The sequence below is a fragment of the Vreelandella aquamarina genome, assembly GCF_020075495.1.
Lineage (GTDB): Bacteria > Pseudomonadota > Gammaproteobacteria > Pseudomonadales > Halomonadaceae > Vreelandella > Vreelandella aquamarina_A.
On the sequence record NZ_JABYQT010000001.1, the window covers coordinates 1 to 24,764 of the forward strand.

Consider the following 24,764-nt stretch of genomic DNA (forward strand, 5'->3'; position numbering starts at 1 on the left):
TACGCCTGACGACCATAGCGAGCGTGAACCACCTGATCCCTTGCCGAACTCAGTAGTGAAACCGCTTAGCGCCGATGGTAGTGTGGGGTCTCCCCATGCGAGAGTAGGTCATCGTCAGGCACTTATTATGAAAAATCCCCCGGGGCTTCGCCTCGGGGGATTTTTTTATGCGCGAAAGAAAAACAGTCAACTAAATGGCGGCTTTCGCCGCCTTGCATTGCTACTCTCTATTCGCAACGCTAAGCGCAAATTACTTCCAGCGCTTCGATCAGGCTATCCATCTCGTCGTCGGTACCGATAGTGATACGCAGGAAATTGTTGAGTTCGGCCGTGTTGAAGTGGCGCACCAGAATACCGCGCTCACGCAGCCCTGCAAAAAGTTGTGCGCCAGCAAGGTCGGGATGCTCGGCCAGTACGAAGTTGGCTGAGGAGGGGAGCACTTCAAAGCCCAGCGCTTTTAGGCGCTGACGGGTACGCTCTCGCGTCGTCATGACCCGCTCTCGGCACGCATCAAAGTGCGCCTTATCTTCCAGAGCGGCAATACCGACCAGGCTTGCCAGGCTATCCACCGGGTAGGAGTTGAATGAGTCCTTTACCCGCTGCAAGCCGTCGATCAACTCGGCTGAGCCAATCGCGTAGCCAAGGCGAAGGCCAGCCAGGCTGCGTGATTTAGAGAAAGTGCCGGTGACCAGCAGGTTGGGATAGCGGTCAACCAGAGAAATTGCGCTTTCTGCACCAAAATCGACATACGCTTCATCTATCACTACAACGCGGTCGGTTACCCGTTTCAGGAGCGCTTCGATGCTGGCAAGCGAATGAGCGTGCCCGGTGGGCGCATTGGGGTTGGCAAAGATGACGCCGCTACGCTCGGAGGCCGCGCCGAGCGCCTCGATATCGACTTCCCACCGTGAGGTCAACGGGTGGGTGCGTAGCTCAACATTATAGAGATTGGCATAAACCGGGTAGAAGCTATACGTGATCGTGGGCGTATCAAGCGGCGCATCGTGGCAAAAGAATGCTTGAAAGGCCAATGCCAGCACTTCATCGGAGCCGTTACCTACAAATACCTGCTGGCTTTCCACGCCGAAAGTGTCGGCAAGCGTGGCGCGTAAAGCCGCCGAGGTCGGGTCCGGGTAAAGGCGCAGGTGGTCAGTGGCGTAGTTGCGCAGGGCCTCGCCCACACCGGGTGCCGGGGGGTAAGGGTTTTCGTTGGTATTCAACTTGATCAAGCGCTCACGCGGCTGCTCGCCTGGGACATAAGGGGTAAGCGCCTTGACAGCGGGACTCCAGAATTGGCTCATGGTGGTAACCTGATTATCCTTGCGTAATAAGCCATGGTCGCTTGATGCTTGCCCAAGCGCAAGCATTCCCATGCGTCTAAGGGGTGGGCGTCGCACCTTGTAACGGTTATGCTGTCATAACCGCACGCAAGAAATGTATGACCAACACGATAAGGAGAGATCCAATGCAATTCAGGAGTTTGCTAGCCGGTTCGGCTATGTTGGCATTGTTGGCTGGTTGTGCAACCGGCGGCCCGTCAGGCCAGGAAAGTGACGCAGGAGTCAGCGCGTCACAACAGCACTACCAGGGAACGCTGCCCTGCCGCAACTGTGACGGTATCGACCTGGACGTTACCATGGTAGGCGAGGAAACGGGCGCAGCAGACGAGCGCACCTTTACACTGGATGCGACCTATCGTAACCATCCTCAAACACCGCCGCCGGAAAACTACGCGGGCAACTGGGAAGTGTTGAACGGTACGCCGTCTGACCCGGACGCAACCGTCTATGAGCTGACGCCTAATGGCGACGGCCAGATCTACTACTTCCAGCGTATCGACGAGCGTACGCTTGAATTGATCGACCCGGAGCGTCGTCGCTTCGAAAATGGCGAAATGTTACAGCTACAGCGTCAGTAATCAAGCAGTAGCGAAACAAGGCGGCCACGGGCCGCCTTTTGTATTTCAGCGCCTGACGCCATCAGCATGATTCGATAACGGGAGTATGAACGCAGTGGCTAAAGCCAAGAGTGCCTTTGTATGTACCGAGTGCGGGGCCGAGTACCGCAAGTGGCAAGGCCAGTGCTCCAGTTGCAATGAGTGGAATACGCTCAGTGAGGTCCGTCTGGCAAGCGCCCGTCCGGGCAGTGGCAGTGCAACCTCCGCCGGCAGGGCAGGCTATGCAGGCAATCTTTCCCGGGATGTGGTCGATCTCAGCAATGTCGACTTGAGCGAAGTGCCCAGGCTCACTTCTACCTTCAATGAGTTTGACCGTGTGCTGGGCGGCGGTCTGGTGCCGGGCTCTGCCGTACTTCTAGGCGGCAACCCGGGCGCGGGGAAATCGACGTTGCTGCTGCAGACGGCCTGCAAGCTGGCTCAGCAGCGGCGCATCATGTATGTGACCGGTGAGGAATCGCTTTCCCAGGTCGCCATGCGCGCCCACCGCTTGCAGTTGCCTACCAGCGGTCTGAAGATGCTGGCGGAAACCAGCGTCGAGACCATTCTGGCGGTCGCCGAGCGTGAAAAGCCGGAAATTCTGGTCATCGACTCTATCCAGACCATGCACCTGGAAGATATCAGTTCGGCGCCGGGCGGGGTCGCTCAGGTGCGTGAATCGGCGGCAGCCCTCACTCGCTTTGCCAAGCAGACCAATACGGTGCTGCTGCTGGTGGGCCACGTGACCAAGGACGGCACCCTGGCCGGCCCAAAGGTGCTCGAGCACATGATCGATGCATCCTTGTTGCTGGAAGGCGGCGCCGATTCCCGCTTTCGCACGCTACGCGGCCAGAAGAACCGTTTTGGTGCCGTCAACGAGCTGGGCGTTTTTGCCATGCTTGAACAAGGCCTCAAGGAGGTCAAGAACCCCAGTGCCATCTTCCTTTCGCGTCAGGAAGAGCAGGCGCCGGGAAGTCTGGTCATGGTGGTGTGGGAAGGCACTCGGCCCATTCTGGTGGAAGTGCAGGCGCTGGTCGATGAATCTGCGCTGGGCAACCCGCGCCGCGTGGCGGTCGGGGTCGATCAGAATCGACTGGCCATGCTGCTGGCTGTATTGAATCGCCATGGTGGGCTGTTTACCGGGGATCAGGACGTTTTCCTGAATGTGGTAGGTGGTGTCAAGGTACTAGAAACCAGTGCGGACCTTGCCGTACTGCTGGCCGTGGTTTCGAGCCTGCAGAACCGCGCGCTTCCCAAGGAGCTGGTGGTGTTTGGTGAGGTAGGACTTTCCGGTGAGATACGCCCGGTACCCAGTGGCCAGGAGCGCATTGCCGAGGCTGCCAAGCATGGCTTTTTGCGAGCTATCGTGCCGCGCGCCAACGCGCCCAAGCAGTCGCCGAAGGGGATGGAAGTAATCGCTGTGGACAAGCTCAGCGATGCCCTGGAGGCGCTGTAAGTAGTGCTACGCTTAAGTCATCATGAAAAAAATATCGATGTGCCAAGGAGAAACGCCATGAGTTCCATTCGCTTGACCCAGTACAGTCACGGCGCCGGGTGTGGCTGCAAGATCGCCCCGGACGTGCTGGATAGCATTCTGGCAAAGGCTGGCCCGAGCGCCGGACACAAGCAGCTGATCGTAGGTAATCAGGGGCGTGAAGACGCCGCGGTTTACGATCTTGGCGATGGCCGCGGCATGATCTCCACCACCGACTTCTTCATGCCCATCGTCGATGATCCGTTCGATTTTGGGCGCATCGCTGCTACCAACGCCATCAGCGATATCTATGCCATGGGCGGCACCCCGGTCATGGCCTTGAGCATCCTTGGCTGGCCGCTGGATAAACTGAGTGCGGAAGTGGCCGGTGATGTGATCGCCGGGGCTCAGGGAGTATGCCGCGAACTGGGCATCGCTCTGGCCGGCGGGCACTCCATCGATGCGCCTGAGCCCATCTTCGGCCTGGCAGTGAACGGGTTGGTGGATCTCGATCAGCTCAAGCTCAACAGCCGTGCCAAGCCAGGGGATCTTCTGTTTCTGACCAAGCCGCTCGGCGTTGGTCTGCTCACGACAGCCGAAAAGCGTGGGCTACTGGAAGCAGGCCACCATGGCCTTGCTCGGGAAACGATGCTCAAATCCAATCGTATTGGTGTTTCCCTTGCCGGTGTCAAAGGCCTCAACGCCATGACCGACGTGACCGGTTTCGGTCTGGCCGGCCATCTTTCGGAAATATGCAGCGCCAGTAACGTGATGGCCCAGATCGATTTTCGCCGCCTCCCGCGGCTGGCCGAAGCCGAGGCGTATCGCCGCCAGGGCGCCGTTCCCGGCGGCACCTTGCGCAACCGTGATGCCCTGGGCAAGAGCCTGCCCAGCATGGATGACGCCCACTGGCAGTGGCTGTGTGACCCGCAAACCTCCGGCGGCCTGCTGCTCAGTGTCGACCCCGCCTGGGAAGATGACGTTGAACGCATTGGCCGAGAATTTGGATTATCGCTTGAGCCCTTTGGCGTCATGAAACCCCGTGAAGGCGATGCGTTGATCGAGATGGTCGGATAATGCCTGAAGCACTGCCTCCCTCCCTGAGCTTTATCAGCGAAGCGCGCCCGCTGATTGATGTGCGTGCCCCGATCGAGTTTGCCCAGGGCAGCCTGCCCGGGGCGGTCAATCTCCCTTTGATGGTGGACGAAGAGCGCCGTCAGGTAGGCATTGCCTACAAGCAGCAGGGCCAGAAAGCCGCCATTGCACTTGGTGAACAACTGGTCAGCGGCGATATCAAGCAGGCGCGTATCGCGGCCTGGAAAGCCTATCTTTGCGAGCACCCTGATGCCGTTCTCTACTGCTTTCGCGGCGGGCTGCGCTCGCAGATCACCCAGCAATGGCTTCAAGCGGCGGGGATTTCGACACCGCGGATAGAGGGTGGCTGGAAGGCCATGCGTCACGCGCTGTGCCAGCGTATCGAGCAGGCGGCCGAGCAGCCCATGCTGGTGGTAGCCGGGTTGACCGGCTGCGCCAAGACCACGCTGATCAATCAGCTGGAAAACGGCGTCGATCTCGAAGCCTGCGCCCACCATAAAGGCTCTGCCTTCGGACGCAGACCAGAAGCACCCGCGACTCAGATCGATTTCGAGCATGCGCTGGGCGCGCGGCTGCTGGCCCTGCCGGACAAGCTGGTCATTGAGGATGAGTCACGCCAGATCGGGAATGCCAACATACCGCTCACCTTCTGGCATGCTCTGCAAAAGGCGCCACGTGTGCGCATCGAGATGCCCCTCGATTGGCGGCTCGATCAGCTCCTGAACGACTACATCATCGAGCTTGAAAAAGAGTACACCGCGTATTGCGGCGCGCAAGAAGGCTGGACCCTGATGCAGCGTCAGTTGGGCAATGCGCTGATTCGGCTGGAAAAGCGCTTGGGCAATGCACGTCTTCAACGCTTGCAGCGGCTTCAGGCGCTGGCCTTCAAGGCCCATGCCGAGGGCAATCCCCAGGCCCATGAAGCGTGGCTGGCACCACTTTTGACCGAGTATTACGATCCGCTCTATCGCTATCACCTGGAAAGGCAGCAGGCAAGCGCGGCACCGGATATTCATGTAGGCGATTGGGAGAGCTGCCTGGAGGCTGCCAGGCAGTGGAATGCCGGCAGCCGGTAGAATGGTATGAGCGACAGGTCCAGCGATCGTTCAGGTTATTTTCAGCCACTGGGTCATGACACGATCAAGCAGCGGCGCCAGCTGGTGAAAGCGGGTAGGGTTGTCCAGTATCTGGTCAGCGGTCTGCACAAAGCGTTCGGCCGCCTTGCTGCTGAAAGCCGAGTGTTCGGCCGCACCTTTCGCCTGCTCGAGAAGCTGCATCACGCTTGAACGCGTTACCTCCAGATGGCACAGCAGGCCCACTACGCGACCGCTGTCCCAGCTGAAGCCCTGCAGCGGGGCGGCGGGGCTTCCTCCCAGCGGCAGGGCGTCCTCGGGCAGGCTGAACACGTGGCGATGCCACATGAACGCGTCAAACTGCTCGGGTAGATCGAACGGGCTTTCCGGGGCGAGCGTCACCTTATGAAAGCCTCGTTCCGGATAGGTGCCGGGAGCTACCACGGCATCCAGTGCCCGGGCGATCAAAAGCGCGCCCAGGCCGATGCCCAGCACCGGCTTCTGGCCATCCAGGTAGCGGTTGATCAGCTTGTCCTCGGCCTTGAACCACGAGGGCGGCTGATGAAGAAAGGTTTCTGGCCCGCTCAACACGATCAGCGCATCGCTTTCCGCCGGGCGTGGGGCGAGTTCGCCCGCGTAAAGATGAAAAACGGTGTAACTATGCCCCATACTGCTCAACCAGTCGGTCAAGCGGGCGGGGTCATGATCAGAGCCGTGCTGTAGCAGATGTATATGCATGGTAATCTCCTCGCCGGCCGTACTCAGTCAGGCTGTCGGGGTTCATGACAGCGAGGTTCGACCATAACGTATTGCCCTCATTTCACCAATATCGCGCGTTAGGAAATCAGTATGGCGTCCAAACCCTTAGGTTTTTATCAGCGGCTTCAGGTGCTGCCGCTTGTGGCTCAGCAGGCGTTCATGGCTGCGCTTTGCGAGCGACTGTTACCCAATTACGCGCTCTATGAACAGACCACCGGCCATGGGGATGGTCATACGCTGCGCACCGTGCTGAATCTGGTCTGGGAGCGACTTAGCGTACCCGGTGCCAGTATCGATTTTGCCCGCCAGGCCGAAAAGCTCGCCGAGTGCGAACCCCCGGCAGAAGATGAAAGCTTTGGTGCGCGCCGAGCGCTGGACGCGGTGGTATCCATCTCGGCGCTGCTTGATACGCTACAGGGCGATTCTCCCGAAGCCGTGCTGGACGTGAGCCGTACCTCACGCGCTGGCGTGCGCGCCTTTATTGAACTCACCGAAGGTGAGGAGGATGCCCAGAAGCTCGCGCTGCTGATCCGCGACCACCCCTTGATGGAAGATGAAAACGACTTTCAGGATGCCGTGCTTGATGCCGTCAGCGAGCCGATCAGCAAGACCGCGCTGAAGGATATACGCAGGCTTGGCCGCAATAATGGCATCAGCAATCTGGGCTTGAGCCTGGACGAAGAGGAGTAGGCAGGCCTGCCGGACGTTGCAGGCCTGGGGTCACGCACGGCGTGTGATGCTGCTGGAGAGGGCGTAAATCCATGCGCCCGTCAAAGGCGCATTTCGATACCTCGTTCGGCCATATAGCGTTTTGCTTCGGGAATGGTGTGCTCGCCGAAGTGGAAAATGCTGGCCGCCAGTACGGCGTCGGCGCCGCCCTTGAGCACGCCATCCACCAGGTGGTCCAGATTGCCCACCCCGCCCGAGGCGATGACCGGCACGCTGACCGCTTCTGAAATCGCGTGGGTCACGCCCAGATCAAAGCCGATCCTGGTACCGTCACGGTCCATGCTGGTCAACAGCAGCTCACCGGCGCCGAAGTCCACCATCTTCTTTGCCCACTCCACGGCATCAAGCCCTGTCGGGCGACGCCCGCCGTGGGTGAAAATTTCCCATCGCGGAGGCTCGTCGTCACCGGATACCCGCTTGGCATCGATCGCCACCACGATGCACTGGCTGCCAAAGCGCTCCGCCGCCTCGCGCACGAACTCGGGATTGGTCACCGCCGCGGTATTGATCGACACCTTGTCGGCGCCTGCATTGAGCATGGTGCGGATATCGTCACAGGTGCGGATGCCGCCGCCGACGGTCAGTGGAATGAATACCTGCCCGGCAATACGTTCCACCATCTCCACCGTGGTGGCACGGTCTTCGTGGCTGGCGGTGATATCCAGAAAGGTGATTTCATCGGCGCCCTGCTGATTGTAGCGCTGGGCGATCTCGACGGGGTCGCCCGCATCACGGATGCCGACAAAGTTGACGCCCTTGACCACCCGCCCGGCATCCACATCCAGGCAGGGGATGATACGCTTGGATAGACTCACGCGCCGCCTCCTGTCAACTGGTCGCTGAGGCGCTGGGCCTCGGCAACGTCCAGGCTGCCCTCGTAAATCGCCCGGCCGGTAATCGCGCCTAGAATACCGCTGTCGGCCACGTCGCAAAGCGCCTTGATGTCATCCAGGTTGGTCACGCCGCCGGAGGCGATCACCGGCAGGCCGCCTTCGCGAGCCAGCTGCGCGGTGGCTTGTACGTTGACGCCCTGCATCATGCCGTCGCGAGCGATGTCGGTGTACACGATGCTGGATACGCCGTCATCGGCAAAGCGTTTGGCCAGATCCACGGCCTTGACGGTGGAGACTTCCGCCCAACCGTCGGTGGCCACAAACCCATCCTTGGCGTCCAGACCGACAATCACATGGCCGGGAAATGCGCGGCACATTTCGCCCACGAAGTCCGGCTCCTTGACCGCCTTGGTGCCGATGATCACGTAAGAGACGCCCGCATTCAGATAGTGCTCGATGGTCTGCGCACTACGAATGCCGCCGCCAATCTGGATCGGCAGGTTGGGATAGGCGCGAGCAATGGCGGTGACCGCTTCACCGTTGACCGGCTTGCCTTCAAAGGCGCCGTTCAAGTCAACCAGATGCAACCGGCGTGCGCCGGCTTCCACCCAGCGGGCGGCCATGGCCACCGGGTCGTCGCCGTAGGACGTCGCATCCTCCATGCGGCCCTGTTTGAGTCGCACACACTGGCCGTCTTTGAGATCGATCGCGGGAATTACCAACATAACTAAACCTCTCAGGGCGTCCAGGTGACAAAGTTTTCAAGCAGGCGCAGGCCCGCACGGGAGCTTTTTTCAGGATGAAACTGTACGGCAAAGGTGGCGTCACGGCCAATGGCCACATGGGCGCCTACCCGGCCATAGCGTGTGGTGCCGAATACCTGGGCATCGTCGGTCGCATTCACGTAGTAGCTGTGCACGAAGTAGAAGTGCTCGTTGTTGTCGATACCGGCCCACAGCGGGTGGGCGTGGTTCTGCTCGACCAGGTTCCAGCCCATGTGGGGCACTTTCAGGCGCTGGTCGTGTTCATCGCGCATGTCGGTCGGAAATTTGTCGACACTACCCCGGAAAAAGCCCAGGCAGTCGACGCCGCCATTCTCTTCGCTACGCTCCAGCAGCATTTGCTGGCCCACGCAGATACCCAGCAAGGGCTTGGCCTGACGTGTCAGCACATCGTCCACCAGCCCGCGCAGCTCGGTACGCTCGAGTTCGCCAACGCAGTCGCGGATAGCGCCCTGACCGGGGAGGACCAGCCGGGTAGCGCCGAGAATGCGCCGCGGGTCGCGCGTGATAATGACGTTCTCATGGGTCACGTGCTCCAGCGCCTTGGCGACAGAGTGCAGGTTCCCCATTCCGTAATCGATCACAGCAATGGTCATGGAGCGCTCCTTAACAAAATGAACGAACGGTGGCGTGGGTAATCACGGCACGTCATCAAAGGCTGCCTTTGGTGGAAGGCATCTGGCCCGCCATGCGCGAATCTTCGGCCACGGCCATGCGCAGGGCACGACCAAACGCCTTGAAGATGGTTTCGGCCTGATGATGAGCGTTGAAGCCCTTGATATTGTCAATGTGCAGCGTGACCCGAGCATGATTGACGAAGCCCTGGAAAAACTCCCAGAACAGCTGGGTATCCAGGCGGCCGATGGTGTCGCGGGTAAACTCGACATTCATGTAAAGACCGGGACGGCCTGAGAAGTCGATCACCACGCGTGAAAGCGCTTCATCGAGCGGCACGTAGGCATGGCCATAGCGGTAGATGCCGCGCTTGTCGCCAATCGCTTCATTGAAGGCCTGGCCCAGAGTGATCCCCAGGTCCTCGACAGTGTGGTGGTCGTCGATATGCACATCGCCGGTAGCCTGGATGTCCAGGTCGATCATGCCGTGCCGTGCAACCTGATCAAGCATATGATCCAGAAAGGGAACGCCCGTCTTGCAGTTGAGGCGGCCTTCGCCATCCAGATTGACGCTGACCTTGATCTGGGTTTCATTCGTATCACGGCTAACCGTGGCAATACGCGCTGACATGTTGCATCTCCTGCGCTCTAGCGCATTCTGAAGGGAAAGGCGATAAGCCGCCCTGTCTCTCCACCAGTTGATCAGGGCATAAATCTGCGGCAAAACAGCCATTATAGAGAATCGGCGCCCCCATCCGCTACAATGCGCGCAAGGTAGCTGCCGTTTCAGGGCATCAAATACGGCAGCCTGGCTGCTTTGGCAAGGAGGAGTTCACCATGCCGGTGACACTGGAGCATGTCGATCGAGCCCGATGGGACACCGATGAGCAGGTGCGCCTGGATCTTGTGCGTATTTATGATGATGCACCCAAGGAGCGGGTGCCAGCCCAGGCCGTGTTACCCTTTATCGAGCAGCACTTGAACACAGGCCACTTCTTTGCCTGCGCGCATTTCAACGACCACCTGCTGGCAGCAGCGGCGGTTCAGGAGGCGCCCGACCGGGCGTGGTGGGTATCTGAACTCTGTGTACGCAAGACCACCCGCCGCCGCGGCGTTGGTTCACGACTGGCGGCGCTTCTGGGGGAGCAAGCCTTGCAGCAGGGGCGTAAATTGCGTATTGAAACCGCATCACTGCCAATGGCCGATCAGCTACTGCTTTCCAAACTTGGCTACCGCCCAGGCAGCCAGGCCGAACGTTCCGCGTCGGGCGGTCCGCTTATCAGTGATTTCGTCGAGCTAGACCCACAAGGGAAAGGGTAATGAAACAGTTATTGCGTATTTTGCTGGCCGCCATCGGTATCATTGGCATTGTGGCGGTGGCCGCGGTGGTCTATGTCACCACCTTTCTCGATCCTGAGGATTTCAAGCCGCGTCTGACGGCCGTGGTAGAGGAGCACACCGGGCTGCATCTGGCGCTCGAAGGGCCGATCACCTGGTCGTTCTATCCACGCCTGGGCGTCAGTGTAGAGCAGGCCCGCGCCTGGCTGCCCGAGCAGCCCGAAGAGGAAGCCTCGTTTGCTGCCATCAACCGTGCGGAGGTAAGTATCGCCTTTGCCCCCCTGCTGCGAGGCGAAATTGCCATCGATGGCCTGACCCTCGATGGCATGCGCCTGAATCTGGAGCGTGATGAAGCGGGCGATGGCAACTGGGAGCCGCTGGTCGAACGCTTGGCCGAGCGCAGCGATGAGAAGGCGCAGACCGTGCTGGCGCCGGCAAGCGCTGGCCCGAACGCCGACGCTAGCAGCCTTTCGGTGGTGCTCAATATCGCCGGCGTCGAAGTTCGCGACGCTGATATCCGCTTTCGTGACGTGCAGCGTCAGGCATTGTGGCGTATGCAGTCGCTTAATATTTCCGGTAGCAACGTCAATCCGGTCAGCCCTTTCCCCTTGAAGGCCATGTTTACGCTTACCCGGCATAATCGCCTCGATGCCGAGGTGCTGGAGCGCACACCGGATTTGACCAGCGACGTTGACCTTGAAACACGCATCAGGCTCAAGCTCGGCGAGGACCGGGTCGTGCTGGAAAATACCCGGTTGAATACGCGCACGCGGGTAAACGCCGGGAGCCAACCGCAGCAGGTGAATCTGCGCGCCGCTGAAATCGTTACCCACCTGGAAGAGAAACGGCTGAGCGTTACCGAAGGGGTGTTGGAAACCGGTCTGCAGAATGCAGACAAGTGGCAGGGCAACCTGGCGCTGGCGCTGGCCTTTGGGCTGGAGAGCGATTGGGAAGCACAAACGGCGCAGTTAAGAGATATTCAACTGACCGGCCCTGATGGGCTACGGGTAAGCGGGCACCTCAATATCGAACAGATGCTGGATGCGCCAAGGTATCGCGGGCAGATGACCGCTGCTCCCTTTACCCTGCGCCCCTGGTTGAGTCGTGCCGGTATCGAGCTCAATACGGCCAACGAAGCCGCGCTTAGCGACATCGCCATGACCAGCCCCATCGAAGGCGATACGGAACAGGTGTCTCTGCCGCGCCTTTCTCTGGTAGTGGATGACAGCACCTTTACCGGTGAACTCTCTGCTGCACTGGATGGCACGCGAGTTGCGTTCGATCTTGAGGGCGACCAGCTCAACCTTGACCACTACCTGGCCGGCCCCACCACCGCACAGCAGGCAAGCCGAGGCTTTTTACGCAAGGCGATTGCCCAGAGCAGTGAAACCCTGCTTCCGCAAACCTGGCTGAGCGAGCTTTCGCTGGATGGTGCGCTACGCCTTGAACGGCTGCTGCTGGCCGGGCTGACCTTCGAAAACACGCGGCTGCGGCTGCAGGGCGAAGAGGGCGAGCATCGGCTTAGCGGATTCGAGTCGCGCTTCTACGGCGGCGAGCTTGATGTCAGCGGTCGGCTGGATGCGCGCGAGCGAATCATGGAGTGGACCCTTGCGCCCCGCGTGAGCAATGTTCAGGTGGGCGCCCTGATCGAAGCGCTGGGTGAAGAGACCTCGCCGCTGCGCGGCCGTCTCAATGCCGATGGCGAACTCACGTCGCGCGGCAACAGCCGTGAAGCGCTGGTCGGCAACCTCAATGGCCAGGTAAATGCTCGCCTCAATGAAGGCGCCATTCTGGATATCAACGTCTCCCAGCAGATGTGCGAGCTGGTCGCCCAACTGGAAGGTGAGGGAACGCTGCGTGACTGGCACGCCGACACGCGTTTCGAACGTTTCGATGCCGCCTTCCAGGTGCGCAACGGCATCGTCAGCAGCAATGATTTGCTGATCACCTTGCCGGGCATCAATGTAAGCGGTGAGGGCGAGCTGGACTTCAACAGCCGCCACTTCGATACCCGGGCCAATGCACGGCTGGTAGATACCGCTGATGCAGCTTGCAGCGTCAATCCGCGTCTCGAGCAGTTGCCGCTGCCCGTACGCTGTGAGGGCAATCTCAGCGACGATCATACGCAGTGGTGCCGCTTTGATCGCGACGCCTTTCAGGCGGCCGTGGTCGAGCTGCTGCGCAACGAAGCCGGCAGCCGCGTGGCCGAAGAGCTAGAGGAGCGTGTAGGTGGCTCCCTCGAACAACTGGACGAGCAGTTAGGCAAGGGGGCCGGCCAGGAACTTCGTGAAGGTATCCGGCGTCTATTCAACTGAGCATTCAGGTAAGTCAGTCTGCGCCGGCCCACACGCCGGCGTTTTTTTATTGGCGTCATGTGCAAGGCGCCACCGCGTCGGCTTTCTCTAGCTTTCTCTACTACCTGTTCTATCGAAGGAAACCCCATGGCTGATATGCCAACTCCAAGGCTGGCGGCAGACGAGTTCTGCCGTCGCCTGCTCACCTGGTTCGATAAGCATGGCCGACACGACCTGCCCTGGCAGTCGCCGCGCAGCGCTTACCGTGTGTGGGTATCCGAAATCATGCTGCAGCAGACGCAGGTGACCACCGTGATCCCCTACTTCGAGCGTTTCATGGCGCGCTTTCCAAGCCTTGCCTCCCTGGCCCGTGCGCCACAGGACGAGGTACTCCACCTGTGGACAGGGCTTGGCTACTACGCTCGTGCGCGCAACCTGCACAAGGCCGCCCAGGTGGCGCTCGACGAACACGACGGTGAGCTGCCTACCGAGAGTGTCGATGCGCTGATGGCCCTGCCGGGCATCGGGCGCTCGACCGCTGGCGCCATTATTGCCCAGAGCACCGGTCGCCGGGCGGCGATTCTGGATGGCAACGTCAAGCGCTCGCTGACGCGCCTGCATGCCATTTCCGGCTGGCCGGGCAAGCCCGGCATCGAGCGTAAGCTCTGGGCGCTCGCCGAGCACTACACACCATCGACCCGCCTGGCGGATTTTACCCAGGCAATGATGGATTTCGGCGCCACCCTGTGCAAGCGCAGCCGGCCGGACTGCAAGGCCTGCCCGTTCAACGATGTCTGCCTGGCCTACGCCCAGGGCGAACCCCAGCGTTACCCTGAATCCAAGCCCAGAAAAGCCCTGCCTACCCGCAGTACTCTCATGCTGGTGCTGCGTGATCAAGAGGGTAAGGTATGGCTCGAGCGGCGCCCGCCCAGCGGGCTGTGGGGCGGGCTCTGGAGCTTGCCCCAGTTTGATACGTACCGCGAGCTGAACACCTGGCTGGAGGAGCACGTGGCCGCTCCCAGACGCGAGGCGGCCATGCCCGCTTTCCATCATACTTTCAGCCATTTTCGCCTTGAGATTACCCCTCAGCCGATTTCCTGCGATAGGCTGAACGGGGTAAGAGAAGGCGGAATCTGGTATGACGTCAATAACCCCCAGGCGCTTGGCCTGGCCGCCCCGGTAAAGGCACTGCTTGATCAGCTTGCCCCTTTTACTCTCAACCTAACGCCCGGACGTGTATAACCTGGGCCATACGTCCAACAAGGAGTCTTCAATGAGCAACACGGTTTTTTGTCGCAAATATCAAAAGGAACTGCCCGCGCTTGCGTTCCCGCCGCTGCCCGGCAAGCAAGGGCAGGAGATTCAGGCCAGCGTTTCCAGGAAGGCATGGGAAGAGTGGCAGGCATTACAGACCCGCCTGATCAATGAAAAGCACCTCAACATGCTCAACCCGGAGGATCGCGCCTACCTGATGGAGCAGATGCAGCGCTACATGGATAATGAAACGACCGACCAGGCCGAGGGGTATGTGCCGCCTACACAGGCGTAACCGAAAGCCTGGCAGGCTGCAATGGCAGGAAATACGGGCGCTTCAGCCCTGTACCGTTAGTCGAAGGCATGGCCTAAGCGACGGTTAGAAAAGAAAGTTTCACAAAGGTGTTGACGAAAAGCTGCGTTTTTAGTTTAATACGCACCGTTGGCAGCGGCCAGATAGCTCAGTTGGTAGAGCAGGGGATTGAAAATCCCCGTGTCGGCGGTTCGATTCCGTCTCTGGCCACCACACTGCTGGGGTATCGCCAAGTGGTAAGGCACCGGTTTTTGGTATCGGCATTCCCAGGTTCGAATCCTGGTACCCCAGCCATTGCCAACAAGATTTCTTGTTGACTGACTAGCTTAACCGCCAATCAGTCATTTTCTCAAGAAAACGTGAAGCGCCGACATAGCTCAGTTGGTAGAGCAACTGACTTGTAATCAGTAGGTCCCGGGTTCGACTCCTGGTGTCGGCACCATCAAAAGATGGTTAAAAGCAACATGTTAGAGAATCAGATCAAGCCGTCCGCAAGGGCGGCTTTTTCGTATGTGTCTATCAATGTGCCTACAAACCTGTGCACACGTTCGATCAGCCTTTTCACTTTCAAGACAGAAAGGCCGTCCATGGCCAGCCGCGCTTCCTTTCTCCTTTCGCTCATCACCTTTCCTGTTCATCCCTGAATGAGCGCGGCACGCCACTACTGCGATCAATAGCCTCTTCAGTATAGCTGTCAGATGAAAAGTTGCTGTAGTCCATCAGTGACAATGTTTGTCAGCCAAGTCTTTCATGCGAGCAGCTGAACGATGGCACGCGCGCTTGTCTGGACCGTGGAGGCTTTTTCGGTGTGAACGTAAAAATGAACGCGGCTGATACTGAGGAGTGAAGGAAAGCGGAAATAGAGCGTCTATAAGCCAGAAACAGCTATAAGCCAGAAACAACAACGCCCCGGTTAAGGGGCGTTAGATGTACTCATGCCATCCTGGCGAGTGGTCACTCATCCTGAGTGGGAATTCCTTTTCTGTGGAGGCTTCCTGCCGCCGACAACTTCATACTAGGCCATGTATAATATATGCACAAGGCTAGAGCGGGAAAAATTGTACTGATATCTATGCCAATCCGTTCTAAGCTCAAGCCTTGTCTCAAAACTGCATCAATGAAAGTCGTGGCAGGACGCTACGATCAACGATATTGACCCCTATACCCTACCCAAAGCTTGCCATCAGGTACACATGAATGGGCTGGCGCATCTATACAGGCCATACGCTATTGGGAGGGTTGCATGGAGCTTGAAAGTATCAAGCTCTCCCAGCTGCCCCGAGATGCTATCAACGGCATAGTGAAAGATCCCTCACTGTGGGGTTGGTTTGGCAGCTAGCGCAAGGCTTGAAAGACGAAGACTGTGTTTCGTATCTTCTATCTGAAAAGCGTATGCCTATATTGAATGTTCAGATAATGGTCAGATTCTCAATGCGTTGAGTATAGAGACCTGCAGGATGGAAGTTTAAGTTTAAAAGTTTTATACCGAGCGCCATTCTTTTTATAAACTATGTTTCAATAAACATTGGATGATAGTGTTTTTTCCCAGTTTTGCGTCTATCCGTATCTCGCTTATGCATTTTTTATTTTTTCTTTTAAATTAATTGTTTATAAATATTTTTGCAGTCGTTATCAGTCATTTTAAAAATATCTCATGCTTCCATGATAAAAGTTAAACATTGATGGACGAGGTTGCCCCTGCTTGAAAAGCCGGTTGCCTTGGCTACGCTCAAATAGCCAGATTGATTGATCAATGGTTAATATTGAGTTAATGAATATCAGGCAATTAGCTTGATCAAACCACTGCTGGATCTCCATTCTTGAATAGCTGTTTCGAGTATTAACGAGCAGTTAAACGATGAGGCTATGCTATGTTCCATCACTCAGCAAAACTGCAATATCCAGTTAAAGTAGATAAACCCAACCCTGAATTTGCCATGTTGCTTCAACAAGCGATTGGCGGTGTAGAAGGTGAAATTCGGGTTGCCATGCAGTACTTCTTTCAAGCAATGGGTGCGCGAGGCGATGACCGTATTCGCGATCTACTGATGTCGACAGCGACCGAGGAGCTTTCGCATATCGAGATGCTCGGTCATGCGGTTGCCCTTAACCTTGAAGGCGCGCCGGTTTCCTATCAGGAAGCGACTGCCAAGGATCCGGTGATGAATGCCATTCTGGGCGGCGCGAATCCCCGTCATATCCTCTCATCCGGGCTTTCTGCCATGCCGGTGAACTCCAACGGCGTGCCCTTCGATATGAGCCATATCTATGCAACCGGTAACGTAGCGGCCGACATGCTGGCGAACGTGACCGCTGAAGCCAGTGGCCGCGTGCTGGCCTCGAGGCTCTATAACTGGACAGATGATCACGGCATGAAAGACTTCCTGTCGTTTTTGATCGCTCGTGATACCTACCACCAGCAGCAGTGGCTGGCCGTCATCGAGGAGCTGGGCGGGTTGGGAGCTCATCTGCCGGTGCCCAACTCGACGCCGGAAGATCATGAAGCCACACAGCACTCTTATTACTACCTGAACACTCTGTTGGATAAAGAGGCTCCCAAAGGACGTTGGGGTGAAGGCCCATCCTTTGATGGTCGTAGTGAATTTTCCATACAGAACCAACCGGCACCTGAAGGCCAGGAGCCCACTCTGGGTATGGCAAAAGAGAAATCAGGCGCTCAAAAAGAGCAGATTGACCCGTCTAAATAGAAGGCACTCAACTACTCGGTTTTTACAAGGAGAGGCACCATGGATACCAAGTATCTAGAAAACTGGTTGCGCGATGCACATGCTATGGAACAGCAGGCTGAGAAAATGCTGAAATCCCAGGCCGAGCGCCTGGTCGACTATCCGGAACTGCAGGGGCGTATCGAACAGCACCTGGAAGAAACACGTCATCAGTCCGAACGCCTTGAGCAGGCCATGTCAGGTCTGGATATCGATACATCCGCGCTCAAGGACCTGGGCGGCAAGTTGACCGCCTTTGGTCAGGCATTAGGCGGCATGATGGCCGGTGATGAAGTAATGAAGGGCAGTATCGCCTGCTACGCGTTCGAGCATTTTGAAATCGCCAATTACAAGGCGTTGATCCAAGCGGCGGAAAACGCCGGCCAGACAGGCGTGGCCCATGTATGCCGCGATATCCTCAAAGAGGAGGAGGCCATGGCGGATTGGCTGAGTCAGCACATCGAATCAACGACCACACAGTTCTTGATGCGTGCCGATGATGACAACCTGCGCGCCAAGCGTTAACACCACGTTCAGTTGAGCGAGCGCCCTGAAACCTCGGCAATGATGATTTGCCGGGGTTTTTTATGTTCTACAGACGTTGCCGCCGAAATACAAAAAGCCGTTATCAAGCGGCTTGAAGATGTTGCCTGGCTGGCGAACACCCTCGCATATCCGCTTGGTGACCTGGGGCATGAGGATAATTTCCCCCTGGACCTCCCGGAGCCAAGAGAAAAGCTGCCCTCGATATATCCTGAAGGGTAATTCTCGCTGATCAATACGGCTGTCTATCATGCTGGAAAATCAGTCATTTGTGGCCTGATATTGTTAATAGTCGATAAAGAGGATGGCTTGTTTACCTTAATGGCGATAGCGATGCTTGGTGCTTCATATATTGTGTGTTCTTTTATTTTGCGCAGTTATTACACGATGTGTCGTTATAACTCCGTTATCGCTCATTATGAAAATTTGAACACTGCCAGCTTTTTTAATTTATAAAATCACCCCTGATTAATACTCGGGTAGTGTAAACTAACTTAAAGCCATGATCCTGGTATATAAGTTATTGCCAATAAGTATGTGTTTATTTGAATAACTATTTATTTTAAGCATATATCCAGGTGATCTCTGTATCCATTATATTGCTAACTTAAATTGTGTTTTTGTATGTATAGAATTGTTATAAATTGAATTTATTATAGTAAGTTATAGAATTTCAGGGCTTTTTTTATAGCGGCAGGCTGTTTTTAATAAATGTTAAAGTTATTTTGCGACAACGCGTTAACAATGCGCTTTTATCCAGTTAAGCGAAACAAATAATCCTTGTTTATCGTTTCGCCGTTGACTATATTTTTTCCACCTGAATATTCCTCGAGTTGTATATAAGTGGTGCATTACTTTCTCGCCGTACAGCTTTTGTCTAACTACAAAGGAGTGTAGAAATGGATAAGGTAATGGCTGCAAGACATGATGTTATGGACAGTAAAGCTTTTAATAATGAATCTAGTGACGTGGCGATGAGCGATTTTAATATTTCATTGGAAAGTGTTTTAGGTTTATATGGAGAGTTGAGTGCTGAATCGCTGAAAAGCTTGAATGAGGTTCGTAAAAAAACGGTCGAGCTCAAGAGGAATCAAAAGATGTTCTCTTTATGCGATGGCCGGGCAGATGTTTTTATCGTCAAGGAGGGGTGGGCCAGCTTATGTCACGCATCCGATAAGCGCGGGCAGGACATATGCAATGTATTCATGCCAGGGGATATTATCGGTCTTCGCGAAAGTTTTTTTGAAAATCACGATATTATAATTCTTGCGCTTACTAATTGCGTTCTCGAGAAAGTGTCTGTCGAACATGTACACGAGCTTTTCAAGAATGATGTAAGTGTCAGAAGAGCTGTCATGTCTTATATCATGGTCAATGACAATATTACAATCGAGCGCTTGAGAAGTTGTACGCATCACCGCTCCGAAGAGCGTGTTGCTCATTTTCTACTGGAAATCTATACGCGCTTTTGTTTCAAGGGGCTGCTAAAGACCAATATTTACTCATTTCCTATTACTCAAGATGTCGTGGGAGAGCTGTTGGGAATTACCAGCGTTCATGTTAGCCGCTGCATGACCGCGCTTGAGCAAAAAAAGTTTATTCGTAAAACGCGCAGTAGCATCAAGTTGTTAAAGCCAGAAGAGATGGCCAAGTCAACTGGATTTGATGGTGATTTCATTTATGGCCATATTCGCCTGGATGGATGACTAATCGTCATGAAGTGGCTGTTTTATATTCAATGAGCGCCATATGAGTGTTCTTGTTAGGTATCTGCATGAAAAAGCAACAGAAGTCGGTGCGCTCATGTATTGGCTTCTATTGTGGTCGTCGCTATCCTTCCTTCTTGATTCTCTCCTCTGATATTTCTATACCTTCCCGTCTGGTTGCATCGTTAGCGGGCATTCTGCTGTCGGTAATAACCTTGATGCTATAAATTCTATAGCTTGTATGTAGGCAACGAACCAGCTGCATAACGATCTGGCATCAATGTTCGAAGGAAAGGAATACTATTGTTTGTAGTGCATTAGTCGCGCCGGGCGCTTTTTTATAACGCAAGTTAGATAAAACCGTTCGCGACTTGCAGCCTCGCCCGTGTTGTCTACCTTGTTAGGGCATGACATTGATCTGAAATTTAATCATACAAGGAGTGGATTAGATGACAGTCAGCAATCTATCTCTCAATAACGTAACAGCGCACAAGCAGTACAGTGAATTAGCCGATGTGCCCTCTACACAGCAGGCGGGCGTTCAGGATGATTACCCATCGCGTTTGACCCGCCGGCCCGAGTCGCTCTGGCAGCCACGTAAGGATGCAGTCGTGAAGGGGAGACACCTGTCGGGGCCGCTGAGTGAAGCCCAGCTTGAAGAGTTCGAGCGCAAGGGGTTTCTGTTCATTCCCAACCTGATTACCGGTGATGAGCTCGATACGCTGCGTGATGATATTCAAAAACTGATGACGACGGACGCATACCGCAATCGGGATTTCAGCATTACCGAACCGGACAGCAACGAAATTCGTTCACTGTTTGCCGTGCACTATCTCTCCGAGCGCCTGGGTGCGCTGGCAAATGATGAACGTGTAGCCGGGGCGGCACGCCAGATCATCGGCGATGACCCTTACGTGCACCAGTCACGCATCAACTACAAGCCGGGGTTTGCAGGTAAGGGATTCAACTGGCACTCGGACTTCGAAACCTGGCACGCCGAAGATGGGATGCCGGGTATGCATGCGGTGAGTGCTTCACTGATTCTGACCGATAATCATGAGTTCAATGGCCCCTTGATGCTGATTCCCGGCTCGCACATGAAATTCGTGCCATGCCTGGGCGAAACTCCCGAAGACAACCATAAAAGCTCTCTCAAGGCGCAAGAGGTTGGCGTGCCCAGCCATGAAGCGCTGCGCGAGCTGGTCGCGGAACATGGTATCGAGGCGCCCAAGGGAAAGGCGGGCGGGCTATTGCTGTTCGATTGCAATACGCTGCACGCATCCAATGCGAATCTATCGCCTGACCCGCGCAGTAATGTGTTCTTCGTGTTCAACCGCCCGGATAACCGTTGCCGCGAACCCTATGCGGCTCCCAAGCATCGTCCGGACTTCCTGGCCCACTCGCCGGATGAAAATTGGTCGCTAGAACAGTAAGTTTCGCTGGAGCGGTAATCGTGTATTAGGTTGTGGAACATTCGCATAGGTAAGGTAGACTGTTGCGTCTGTCGTTGCGAAGGCGGCACGCATAAAGAGAAGGAGAATACCCCCATGCGTCTTGTTCCACAATTTACCGATGGTCAGGCATTTTCCCATGCATTGGGCAAAGTCGTGTGCGTTGGCCGCAATTATGCTGATCACGCCAAGGAGCTGGATAACCCTGTTCCCAGCGAGCCTCTGCTGTTCATCAAACCTTCCACAAGCGTTGTCGATATCACTGCACCGCTTAGTCCGCCATTTTCGCGCGGCGACGTCCATTACGAAACCGAGCTGGCCCTGTTGGTGGGTGATACCCTGGCCCACGCAACGCCGGATGAGGCCGAGCGCGCGATTGTCGGTATCGGCCTGGCGCTGGATCTGACCCTGCGCGATGTGCAAACCCAGCTCAAGGAGAAGGGCCATCCTTGGGAAATTGCCAAGGGATTTGACGGTTCCTGTCCGCTCTCCTCGTTCTTGCCATTAAGCCGCGTGCCCAACTGGAATGCACTGGCCTTTACGCTGGAGATCGATGGGGAAGAGCGCCAGCGCGGCGAAGGCTCGGACATGATCTTTGCGATTCCGTCGCTGGTAGCCGAGATGAGCCGCCACTTCACCCTGGAGCCTGGTGATGTCATCCTGACTGGCACCCCCGCCGGCGTAGGTGAGCTGACGCGTGGCATGGCGCTGCGCCTCACGCTGACCGGTGGCCTTGAGATCACTACATCGGTGGTCGATTGACCACACGCTCTCGTAAAAACGCCCCCGGAGATCGATCAGGGGGCGTTCGGCTTGCCATGTAATTACGGCGCGGCTCATTCCAGATAGGTGTAGCCTTCGAGTCCTTCGTTCAGGCTTGCCGCAAAGCTTTCCTGCTCCTGTTTTGAAAATCCGCTGTTGGCGATCTGCTCGGTCAGCTTCTGCTTCAGCACGCGGGCATCGAAGTTGACGTAGGCCAGCACTGCGGCCACGGTATCGCCGGCCAGCGGATTGGAAAGTACCCAGTTGCCGTGCTCATCCAAGGCGGCATCCACCGAGTCGGTATCACCAAACAGATTGTGCAGATCGCCCAGAATCTCCTGATAGGCGCCCACCAGGAAAAAGCCCAACCAGCGCTCATCTTCTGACGGCCACTCGGGCAGGGGCAGGGTGCTTTCTACCCCTTGACCGTCCACGTAGCTATCGATACGCCCGTCGGAGTCGCAGGTAATGTCCTGAATCACCGCACGGCGGGTTGGCGTCTGGTTGAGTCCGCTGAGCGGGAGCACCGGAAATATCTGCTCGATCCCCCATACATCGGGCACCGACTGGAACAGCGAGAAGTTGACGAACAGCTTGTCGGCAAGTTTTTCGGCCAGCTCATCCATGATCTCGCGGTGGGCGCGGTTGCGAGTATCCAGCAGGCTGCGCAGCCGGGCGCAGGCAGCAAGGTAAAGGCGCTCACCCTCAGCACGCGCGCTGATGTCGCTCAGCCCCAGCACGAAGCGGTCCTGAAGTTCGCTCACCGCCTGAAGCAGGTCGTGCCAGGCCTCGACCAGCATGCGTGGCTCCTGAGGCGTTTCCAACTGCTCGAAGACGCGCCACAGGTCATCTACCTGTGGATCTTTCGTGGATGACCTTTCCGGCGGCGCAGCATCAATGCGCTCCTCGCCGATCACGTTGGTCACCAGTACCGCGTGATGCGCGGTCAGCGCTCGGCCGGATTCACTGATCAGGTGCGGCTGGGGCAGGCTGGCCTCCTCGCACAGCTGGGCGAAGGCGCTTACCACGTTGCGCGCGTACTCGCGCATCGAGTAGTTCGCCGAGCAGTAGCTGCGCGAGCGGGTGCCTTCGTAGTCGATGCCCAGGCCGCCGCCGACGTCTACCGTATCAATCGGTGCGCCGAGAGTAATCAGGTTTTCATAAAACCGTGCGCACTCGCGCAGGCCGCGCTGAATGTCGCGAATGTTGGCAATCTGCGAGCCCAGGTGGAAGTGCACCAGCTGCAGGCTTGCCAGGGCATCCTGGGCGCGCAGCGTTTCCACCACTTCTAGAATCTGGCTGGCGGTCAGGCCGAACTTGGATTTCTCACCGCCGGTATTCTGCCACTTGCCCTTGCCCACCGACGCAAGTCGGGCGCGCAGGCCAATGCGTGGCGTGACGTCCAGCTCCCTGGCCTCCTCCATGATCATGGCAAGCTCGGAGAGCTTTTCCACTACCAGATAGACGCGGTGACCAAGCTTCTCGCCCAGCAGGGCAAGGCGCACGTACTCGCGGTCCTTGTAGCCGTTGCACACAATCAGCGAGGAGCCGCCGCCGGACAGGGCCAGCACGGCAAGAAGCTCGGGCTTGCTGCCGGCCTCCAGGCCTACACGGCCATTGCCGCGTTCGGACGTAGCCAGAATTTCTTCCACCACGCGGCGCTGCTGATTCACCTTGATGGGGTAAACCGCGGTGTAGCCACCCTGGTAGTCGATGTCGCTCATGGCGGCATCGAAGGCGCCGCACAGCTGCTCGACCCGGTCGTGAAGGATGTCGCTGAAGCGAACCAGAACAGGCAAACGCAGACCCGCCTCCTGCAACTGGCTCACCAGCTCGCGCAGGGGCAGGGCAGGGCCTTCGGCGTCGCTGCCCAGAGGGCGCACCAGCGCCTGGCCCTGGTCGTCGACGTCAAAGTAACCGCTGCCCCACTGATCGATGTTCCATGTGCGGCGGGCACTCAGCGCCGATCCGCCAGTCTGCGTTGCACTCATAAATCAGCCTCGGGCAAGGGTAAGGCGCCATCTGCGATGCGCGCTTTTAAAATGGTATGAAAACGCTCGGGGTCGTGGGGCGTCAAGTCGTGGGCCGGTGGATCGACATAGACCACCAGCAGGCGCGACAGCCAGTAGCGCAGTGCCGTCAGGCGCAGCATGACCGGCCAGACGTCACGCTCGTCCTGGGTCAACGGGCGGCGGGCCTGATAGGCGGCAAGCAGCGTATTGTAGCGTTCGGCATGGAGCGTGCCGTCCTCGTTGGAGGCCCAGTCATTGACCACGATGGCCAGATCGAACAGCAGGTCACCGGTACAGCCGTTGTAGAAATCGATGATGCCGCCCAGCCGGTCGCCGTCAAACAGGGTGTTGTCACGGAACAGGTCGCCATGAATCGCGCCTTGAGGCAGCGTATCGACCTGGCCGAAGGCGCTCTCGAAATCATCGACCTCGTTTTTCATCAAGGTCTGATCGTCCGGGCTTATGTAGGCCAGCACCTTGTGATGCATGGCCTGAAGCCAGTGCAGGTCGCGCGGGTTCGGGCGGTGGCCGGAAAAGTGCTGGGATACCACGTGCATACGCCCCAGGGCGTCACCCAGTGCCTTGCACTGGGCCAGGTTGGGGGCTTCGGGATGGCGCCCCGGCATGCGCGGAAACAGCAGCGCCGGTTTGCCTGCCAGGCTGTGCAGGGCAATACCCTCGCGGTCGTGCACCGGGCCGGGGACCGGCAGGCGGTGCTCGTCCAGGTAGTCCTGCAGATCGACAAAGAACGGAAGCTCCTCGTGCTCGCCCTGTTCAAACAGGGTCAGCACCAGTTCGCGGTGTTCGGTGGTGACAAAAAAGGTCGAATTTTCGGTGCCGCCCGCCACTCCTTGCAGAGTCTTGAAGCTGCCGACATCAAACTTTTCCAGAAACGCTGCGACCTGTGCGTCGCTAAGCGGGGTGAATACAGCCATGAGAGTCTCGCCCAGGTTGCCAAGCCCGTTATTGTAGCGGCTTGCCGCACGAGTTGGCAGCGTTGATAAGCGGCTGGGGCAATTTGCCCGCAACGGTTTGGTTCTAGCCCTGGCGCTTAACGCGTATCATGCCACACT

At 57.1% G+C, this 24,764-nt stretch carries 22 protein-coding genes, 3 tRNA genes and 1 rRNA gene; 18 read left to right on the plus strand and 8 right to left on the minus strand.

The window, feature by feature from the left end; translation table 11 throughout:
• Positions 1–4: 4 nt before the first annotated feature.
• A 5S ribosomal RNA gene (rrf, locus tag HW452_RS00005) occupies positions 5–120 on the plus strand.
• 119 nt (positions 121–239) lie between these two features.
• Here rrf and hisC read toward each other — a convergent pair.
• Positions 240–1,301, minus strand: coding sequence for a histidinol-phosphate transaminase (hisC, locus tag HW452_RS00010; protein ID WP_224104062.1), 1,062 nt, complete (start codon positions 1,299–1,301; stop codon positions 240–242).
• A 164-nt stretch (positions 1,302–1,465) separates the two neighbouring features.
• On the opposite strand from hisC, the gene HW452_RS00015 reads away from it, so the two are divergent.
• The 4 genes from HW452_RS00015 to mnmH all read left to right on the plus strand — a co-directional run bounded on the left by HW452_RS00015 (position 1,466) and on the right by mnmH (position 5,578).
• Entirely contained in the window at positions 1,466–1,918 is a 453-nt protein-coding gene (locus tag HW452_RS00015; RefSeq protein WP_224104063.1) for a copper resistance protein NlpE N-terminal domain-containing protein, read from the plus strand.
• Between the two features lie 94 nt (positions 1,919–2,012).
• A complete protein-coding gene (radA, locus tag HW452_RS00020; protein WP_224104064.1) occupies positions 2,013–3,389 on the plus strand; it encodes a DNA repair protein RadA in 1,377 nt (458 codons plus the stop codon).
• Positions 3,390–3,446: 57 nt separating this feature from the next.
• Complete coding sequence (gene selD / locus HW452_RS00025; protein ID WP_224104065.1) at positions 3,447–4,484, plus strand: selenide, water dikinase SelD; 1,038 nt, start codon at positions 3,447–3,449, stop codon at positions 4,482–4,484.
• The gene (mnmH, locus tag HW452_RS00030) at positions 4,484–5,578 is read left to right on the plus strand and encodes a tRNA 2-selenouridine(34) synthase MnmH (RefSeq protein WP_224104066.1); all 1,095 of its coding nucleotides are present in this window, start codon (positions 4,484–4,486) and stop codon (positions 5,576–5,578) included. Before selD ends, mnmH begins: the two co-directional genes overlap by 1 nt.
• Before the next feature lie 30 nt (positions 5,579–5,608).
• Here mnmH and HW452_RS00035 read toward each other — a convergent pair whose 3' ends face one another.
• A complete protein-coding gene (locus HW452_RS00035) occupies positions 5,609–6,313 on the minus strand; it encodes a type 1 glutamine amidotransferase (protein WP_224104067.1) in 705 nt (234 codons plus the stop codon).
• A gap of 111 nt (positions 6,314–6,424) precedes the next feature.
• Here HW452_RS00035 and HW452_RS00040 point away from each other — a divergent pair, with 111 nt between their 5' ends.
• Positions 6,425–7,024 (plus strand): YjaG family protein, encoded by a 600-nt coding sequence (locus tag HW452_RS00040; RefSeq protein WP_224104068.1) that lies wholly within the window; start codon positions 6,425–6,427, stop codon positions 7,022–7,024.
• Positions 7,025–7,104: 80 nt separating this feature from the next.
• Here the strand turns inward: HW452_RS00040 and hisF are convergent, their stop codons facing one another.
• From hisF to hisB, 4 genes are read right to left on the minus strand one after another with little or no spacing between them, the layout of a single operon-like run.
• Entirely contained in the window at positions 7,105–7,878 is a 774-nt protein-coding gene (hisF, locus tag HW452_RS00045; protein ID WP_224104069.1) for an imidazole glycerol phosphate synthase subunit HisF, read from the minus strand.
• Positions 7,875–8,621: a 1-(5-phosphoribosyl)-5-[(5-phosphoribosylamino)methylideneamino]imidazole-4-carboxamide isomerase gene (gene hisA, locus HW452_RS00050; RefSeq protein WP_224104070.1), complete on the minus strand. Its 747-nt coding sequence runs from the start codon at positions 8,619–8,621 to the stop codon at positions 7,875–7,877. The genes hisF and hisA overlap by 4 nt, the downstream gene beginning before the upstream one ends.
• 11 nt (positions 8,622–8,632) lie before the next feature.
• On the minus strand, positions 8,633–9,274 hold the full coding sequence (hisH, locus tag HW452_RS00055; RefSeq protein WP_224104071.1) for an imidazole glycerol phosphate synthase subunit HisH: 642 nt from the start codon (positions 9,272–9,274) through the stop codon (positions 8,633–8,635).
• A gap of 55 nt (positions 9,275–9,329) precedes the next feature.
• Positions 9,330–9,923 (minus strand): imidazoleglycerol-phosphate dehydratase HisB, encoded by a 594-nt coding sequence (gene hisB / locus HW452_RS00060; protein ID WP_224104072.1) that lies wholly within the window; start codon positions 9,921–9,923, stop codon positions 9,330–9,332.
• 206 nt (positions 9,924–10,129) lie between these two features.
• On the opposite strand from hisB, the gene HW452_RS00065 reads away from it, so the two are divergent.
• From HW452_RS00065 to HW452_RS00120, 12 genes are all read left to right on the plus strand, one after another.
• Positions 10,130–10,612, plus strand: coding sequence for an acetyl-CoA sensor PanZ family protein (locus HW452_RS00065; RefSeq protein WP_224104073.1), 483 nt, complete (start codon positions 10,130–10,132; stop codon positions 10,610–10,612).
• Positions 10,612–12,945 carry an AsmA family protein gene (locus tag HW452_RS00070; RefSeq protein WP_224104074.1) on the plus strand — a complete coding sequence of 778 codons (2,334 nt, stop codon included), beginning with the start codon at positions 10,612–10,614 and terminating at the stop codon, positions 12,943–12,945. The genes HW452_RS00065 and HW452_RS00070 overlap by 1 nt, the downstream gene beginning before the upstream one ends.
• A gap of 126 nt (positions 12,946–13,071) precedes the next feature.
• Positions 13,072–14,166, plus strand: a complete 1,095-nt coding sequence (gene mutY / locus HW452_RS00075; protein ID WP_224104075.1) for an A/G-specific adenine glycosylase — start codon at positions 13,072–13,074, stop codon at positions 14,164–14,166.
• Positions 14,167–14,197: 31 nt separating this feature from the next.
• On the plus strand, positions 14,198–14,473 hold the full coding sequence (locus HW452_RS00080) for an oxidative damage protection protein (protein ID WP_224104076.1): 276 nt from the start codon (positions 14,198–14,200) through the stop codon (positions 14,471–14,473).
• Between the two features lie 155 nt (positions 14,474–14,628).
• Positions 14,629–14,704: transfer RNA gene (locus tag HW452_RS00085), tRNA-Phe, on the plus strand.
• Positions 14,705–14,710: 6 nt separating this feature from the next.
• Positions 14,711–14,785: transfer RNA gene (locus tag HW452_RS00090), tRNA-Gln, on the plus strand.
• 72 nt (positions 14,786–14,857) lie between these two features.
• A tRNA-Thr gene (locus HW452_RS00095) sits at positions 14,858–14,933 on the plus strand.
• Positions 14,934–16,362: 1,429 nt separating this feature from the next.
• Positions 16,363–17,199 (plus strand): manganese catalase family protein, encoded by an 837-nt coding sequence (locus HW452_RS00100; protein ID WP_224104077.1) that lies wholly within the window; start codon positions 16,363–16,365, stop codon positions 17,197–17,199.
• Positions 17,200–17,238: 39 nt separating this feature from the next.
• Positions 17,239–17,742 (plus strand): ferritin-like domain-containing protein, encoded by a 504-nt coding sequence (locus HW452_RS00105; RefSeq protein WP_224104078.1) that lies wholly within the window; start codon positions 17,239–17,241, stop codon positions 17,740–17,742.
• Positions 17,743–18,659: 917 nt separating this feature from the next.
• Positions 18,660–19,466, plus strand: coding sequence for a Crp/Fnr family transcriptional regulator (locus HW452_RS00110; RefSeq protein ID WP_224104079.1), 807 nt, complete (start codon positions 18,660–18,662; stop codon positions 19,464–19,466).
• Positions 19,467–19,915: 449 nt separating this feature from the next.
• Positions 19,916–20,899 (plus strand): ectoine hydroxylase, encoded by a 984-nt coding sequence (thpD, locus tag HW452_RS00115; RefSeq protein WP_224104080.1) that lies wholly within the window; start codon positions 19,916–19,918, stop codon positions 20,897–20,899.
• Positions 20,900–21,013: 114 nt separating this feature from the next.
• On the plus strand, positions 21,014–21,679 hold the full coding sequence (locus HW452_RS00120) for a fumarylacetoacetate hydrolase family protein (RefSeq protein ID WP_224104081.1): 666 nt from the start codon (positions 21,014–21,016) through the stop codon (positions 21,677–21,679).
• A 74-nt stretch (positions 21,680–21,753) separates the two neighbouring features.
• Here HW452_RS00120 and speA read toward each other — a convergent pair whose 3' ends face one another.
• A complete protein-coding gene (gene speA, locus HW452_RS00125) occupies positions 21,754–23,670 on the minus strand; it encodes a biosynthetic arginine decarboxylase (RefSeq protein ID WP_224104082.1) in 1,917 nt (638 codons plus the stop codon).
• Positions 23,667–24,626, minus strand: a complete 960-nt coding sequence (locus HW452_RS00130) for a homoserine kinase (RefSeq protein ID WP_224104083.1) — start codon at positions 24,624–24,626, stop codon at positions 23,667–23,669. Before HW452_RS00130 ends, speA begins: the two co-directional genes overlap by 4 nt.
• Between the last annotated feature and the right edge of the window lie 138 nt (positions 24,627–24,764).

Coding starts and splice junctions, on each gene's coding strand:
- hisC (WP_224104062.1), bottom strand. CDS start 1,301: ATGAGCCAATTCTGGAGTCCCGCTGTCAAGGCGCTTACCCCTTATGTC.
- HW452_RS00015 (WP_224104063.1), top strand. CDS start 1,466: ATGCAATTCAGGAGTTTGCTAGCCGGTTCGGCTATGTTGGCATTGTTG.
- selD (WP_224104065.1), top strand. CDS start 3,447: ATGAGTTCCATTCGCTTGACCCAGTACAGTCACGGCGCCGGGTGTGGC.
- mnmH (WP_224104066.1), top strand. CDS start 4,484: ATGCCTGAAGCACTGCCTCCCTCCCTGAGCTTTATCAGCGAAGCGCGC.
- HW452_RS00035 (WP_224104067.1), bottom strand. CDS start 6,313: ATGCATATACATCTGCTACAGCACGGCTCTGATCATGACCCCGCCCGC.
- HW452_RS00040 (WP_224104068.1), top strand. CDS start 6,425: ATGGCGTCCAAACCCTTAGGTTTTTATCAGCGGCTTCAGGTGCTGCCG.
- hisA (WP_224104070.1), bottom strand. CDS start 8,621: ATGTTGGTAATTCCCGCGATCGATCTCAAAGACGGCCAGTGTGTGCGA.
- hisH (WP_224104071.1), bottom strand. CDS start 9,274: ATGACCATTGCTGTGATCGATTACGGAATGGGGAACCTGCACTCTGTC.
- hisB (WP_224104072.1), bottom strand. CDS start 9,923: ATGTCAGCGCGTATTGCCACGGTTAGCCGTGATACGAATGAAACCCAG.
- HW452_RS00065 (WP_224104073.1), top strand. CDS start 10,130: ATGCCGGTGACACTGGAGCATGTCGATCGAGCCCGATGGGACACCGAT.
- HW452_RS00070 (WP_224104074.1), top strand. CDS start 10,612: ATGAAACAGTTATTGCGTATTTTGCTGGCCGCCATCGGTATCATTGGC.
- mutY (WP_224104075.1), top strand. CDS start 13,072: ATGGCTGATATGCCAACTCCAAGGCTGGCGGCAGACGAGTTCTGCCGT.
- HW452_RS00080 (WP_224104076.1), top strand. CDS start 14,198: ATGAGCAACACGGTTTTTTGTCGCAAATATCAAAAGGAACTGCCCGCG.
- HW452_RS00100 (WP_224104077.1), top strand. CDS start 16,363: ATGTTCCATCACTCAGCAAAACTGCAATATCCAGTTAAAGTAGATAAA.
- HW452_RS00105 (WP_224104078.1), top strand. CDS start 17,239: ATGGATACCAAGTATCTAGAAAACTGGTTGCGCGATGCACATGCTATG.
- HW452_RS00110 (WP_224104079.1), top strand. CDS start 18,660: ATGGATAAGGTAATGGCTGCAAGACATGATGTTATGGACAGTAAAGCT.
- thpD (WP_224104080.1), top strand. CDS start 19,916: ATGACAGTCAGCAATCTATCTCTCAATAACGTAACAGCGCACAAGCAG.
- HW452_RS00120 (WP_224104081.1), top strand. CDS start 21,014: ATGCGTCTTGTTCCACAATTTACCGATGGTCAGGCATTTTCCCATGCA.
- speA (WP_224104082.1), bottom strand. CDS start 23,670: ATGAGTGCAACGCAGACTGGCGGATCGGCGCTGAGTGCCCGCCGCACA.
- HW452_RS00130 (WP_224104083.1), bottom strand. CDS start 24,626: ATGGCTGTATTCACCCCGCTTAGCGACGCACAGGTCGCAGCGTTTCTG.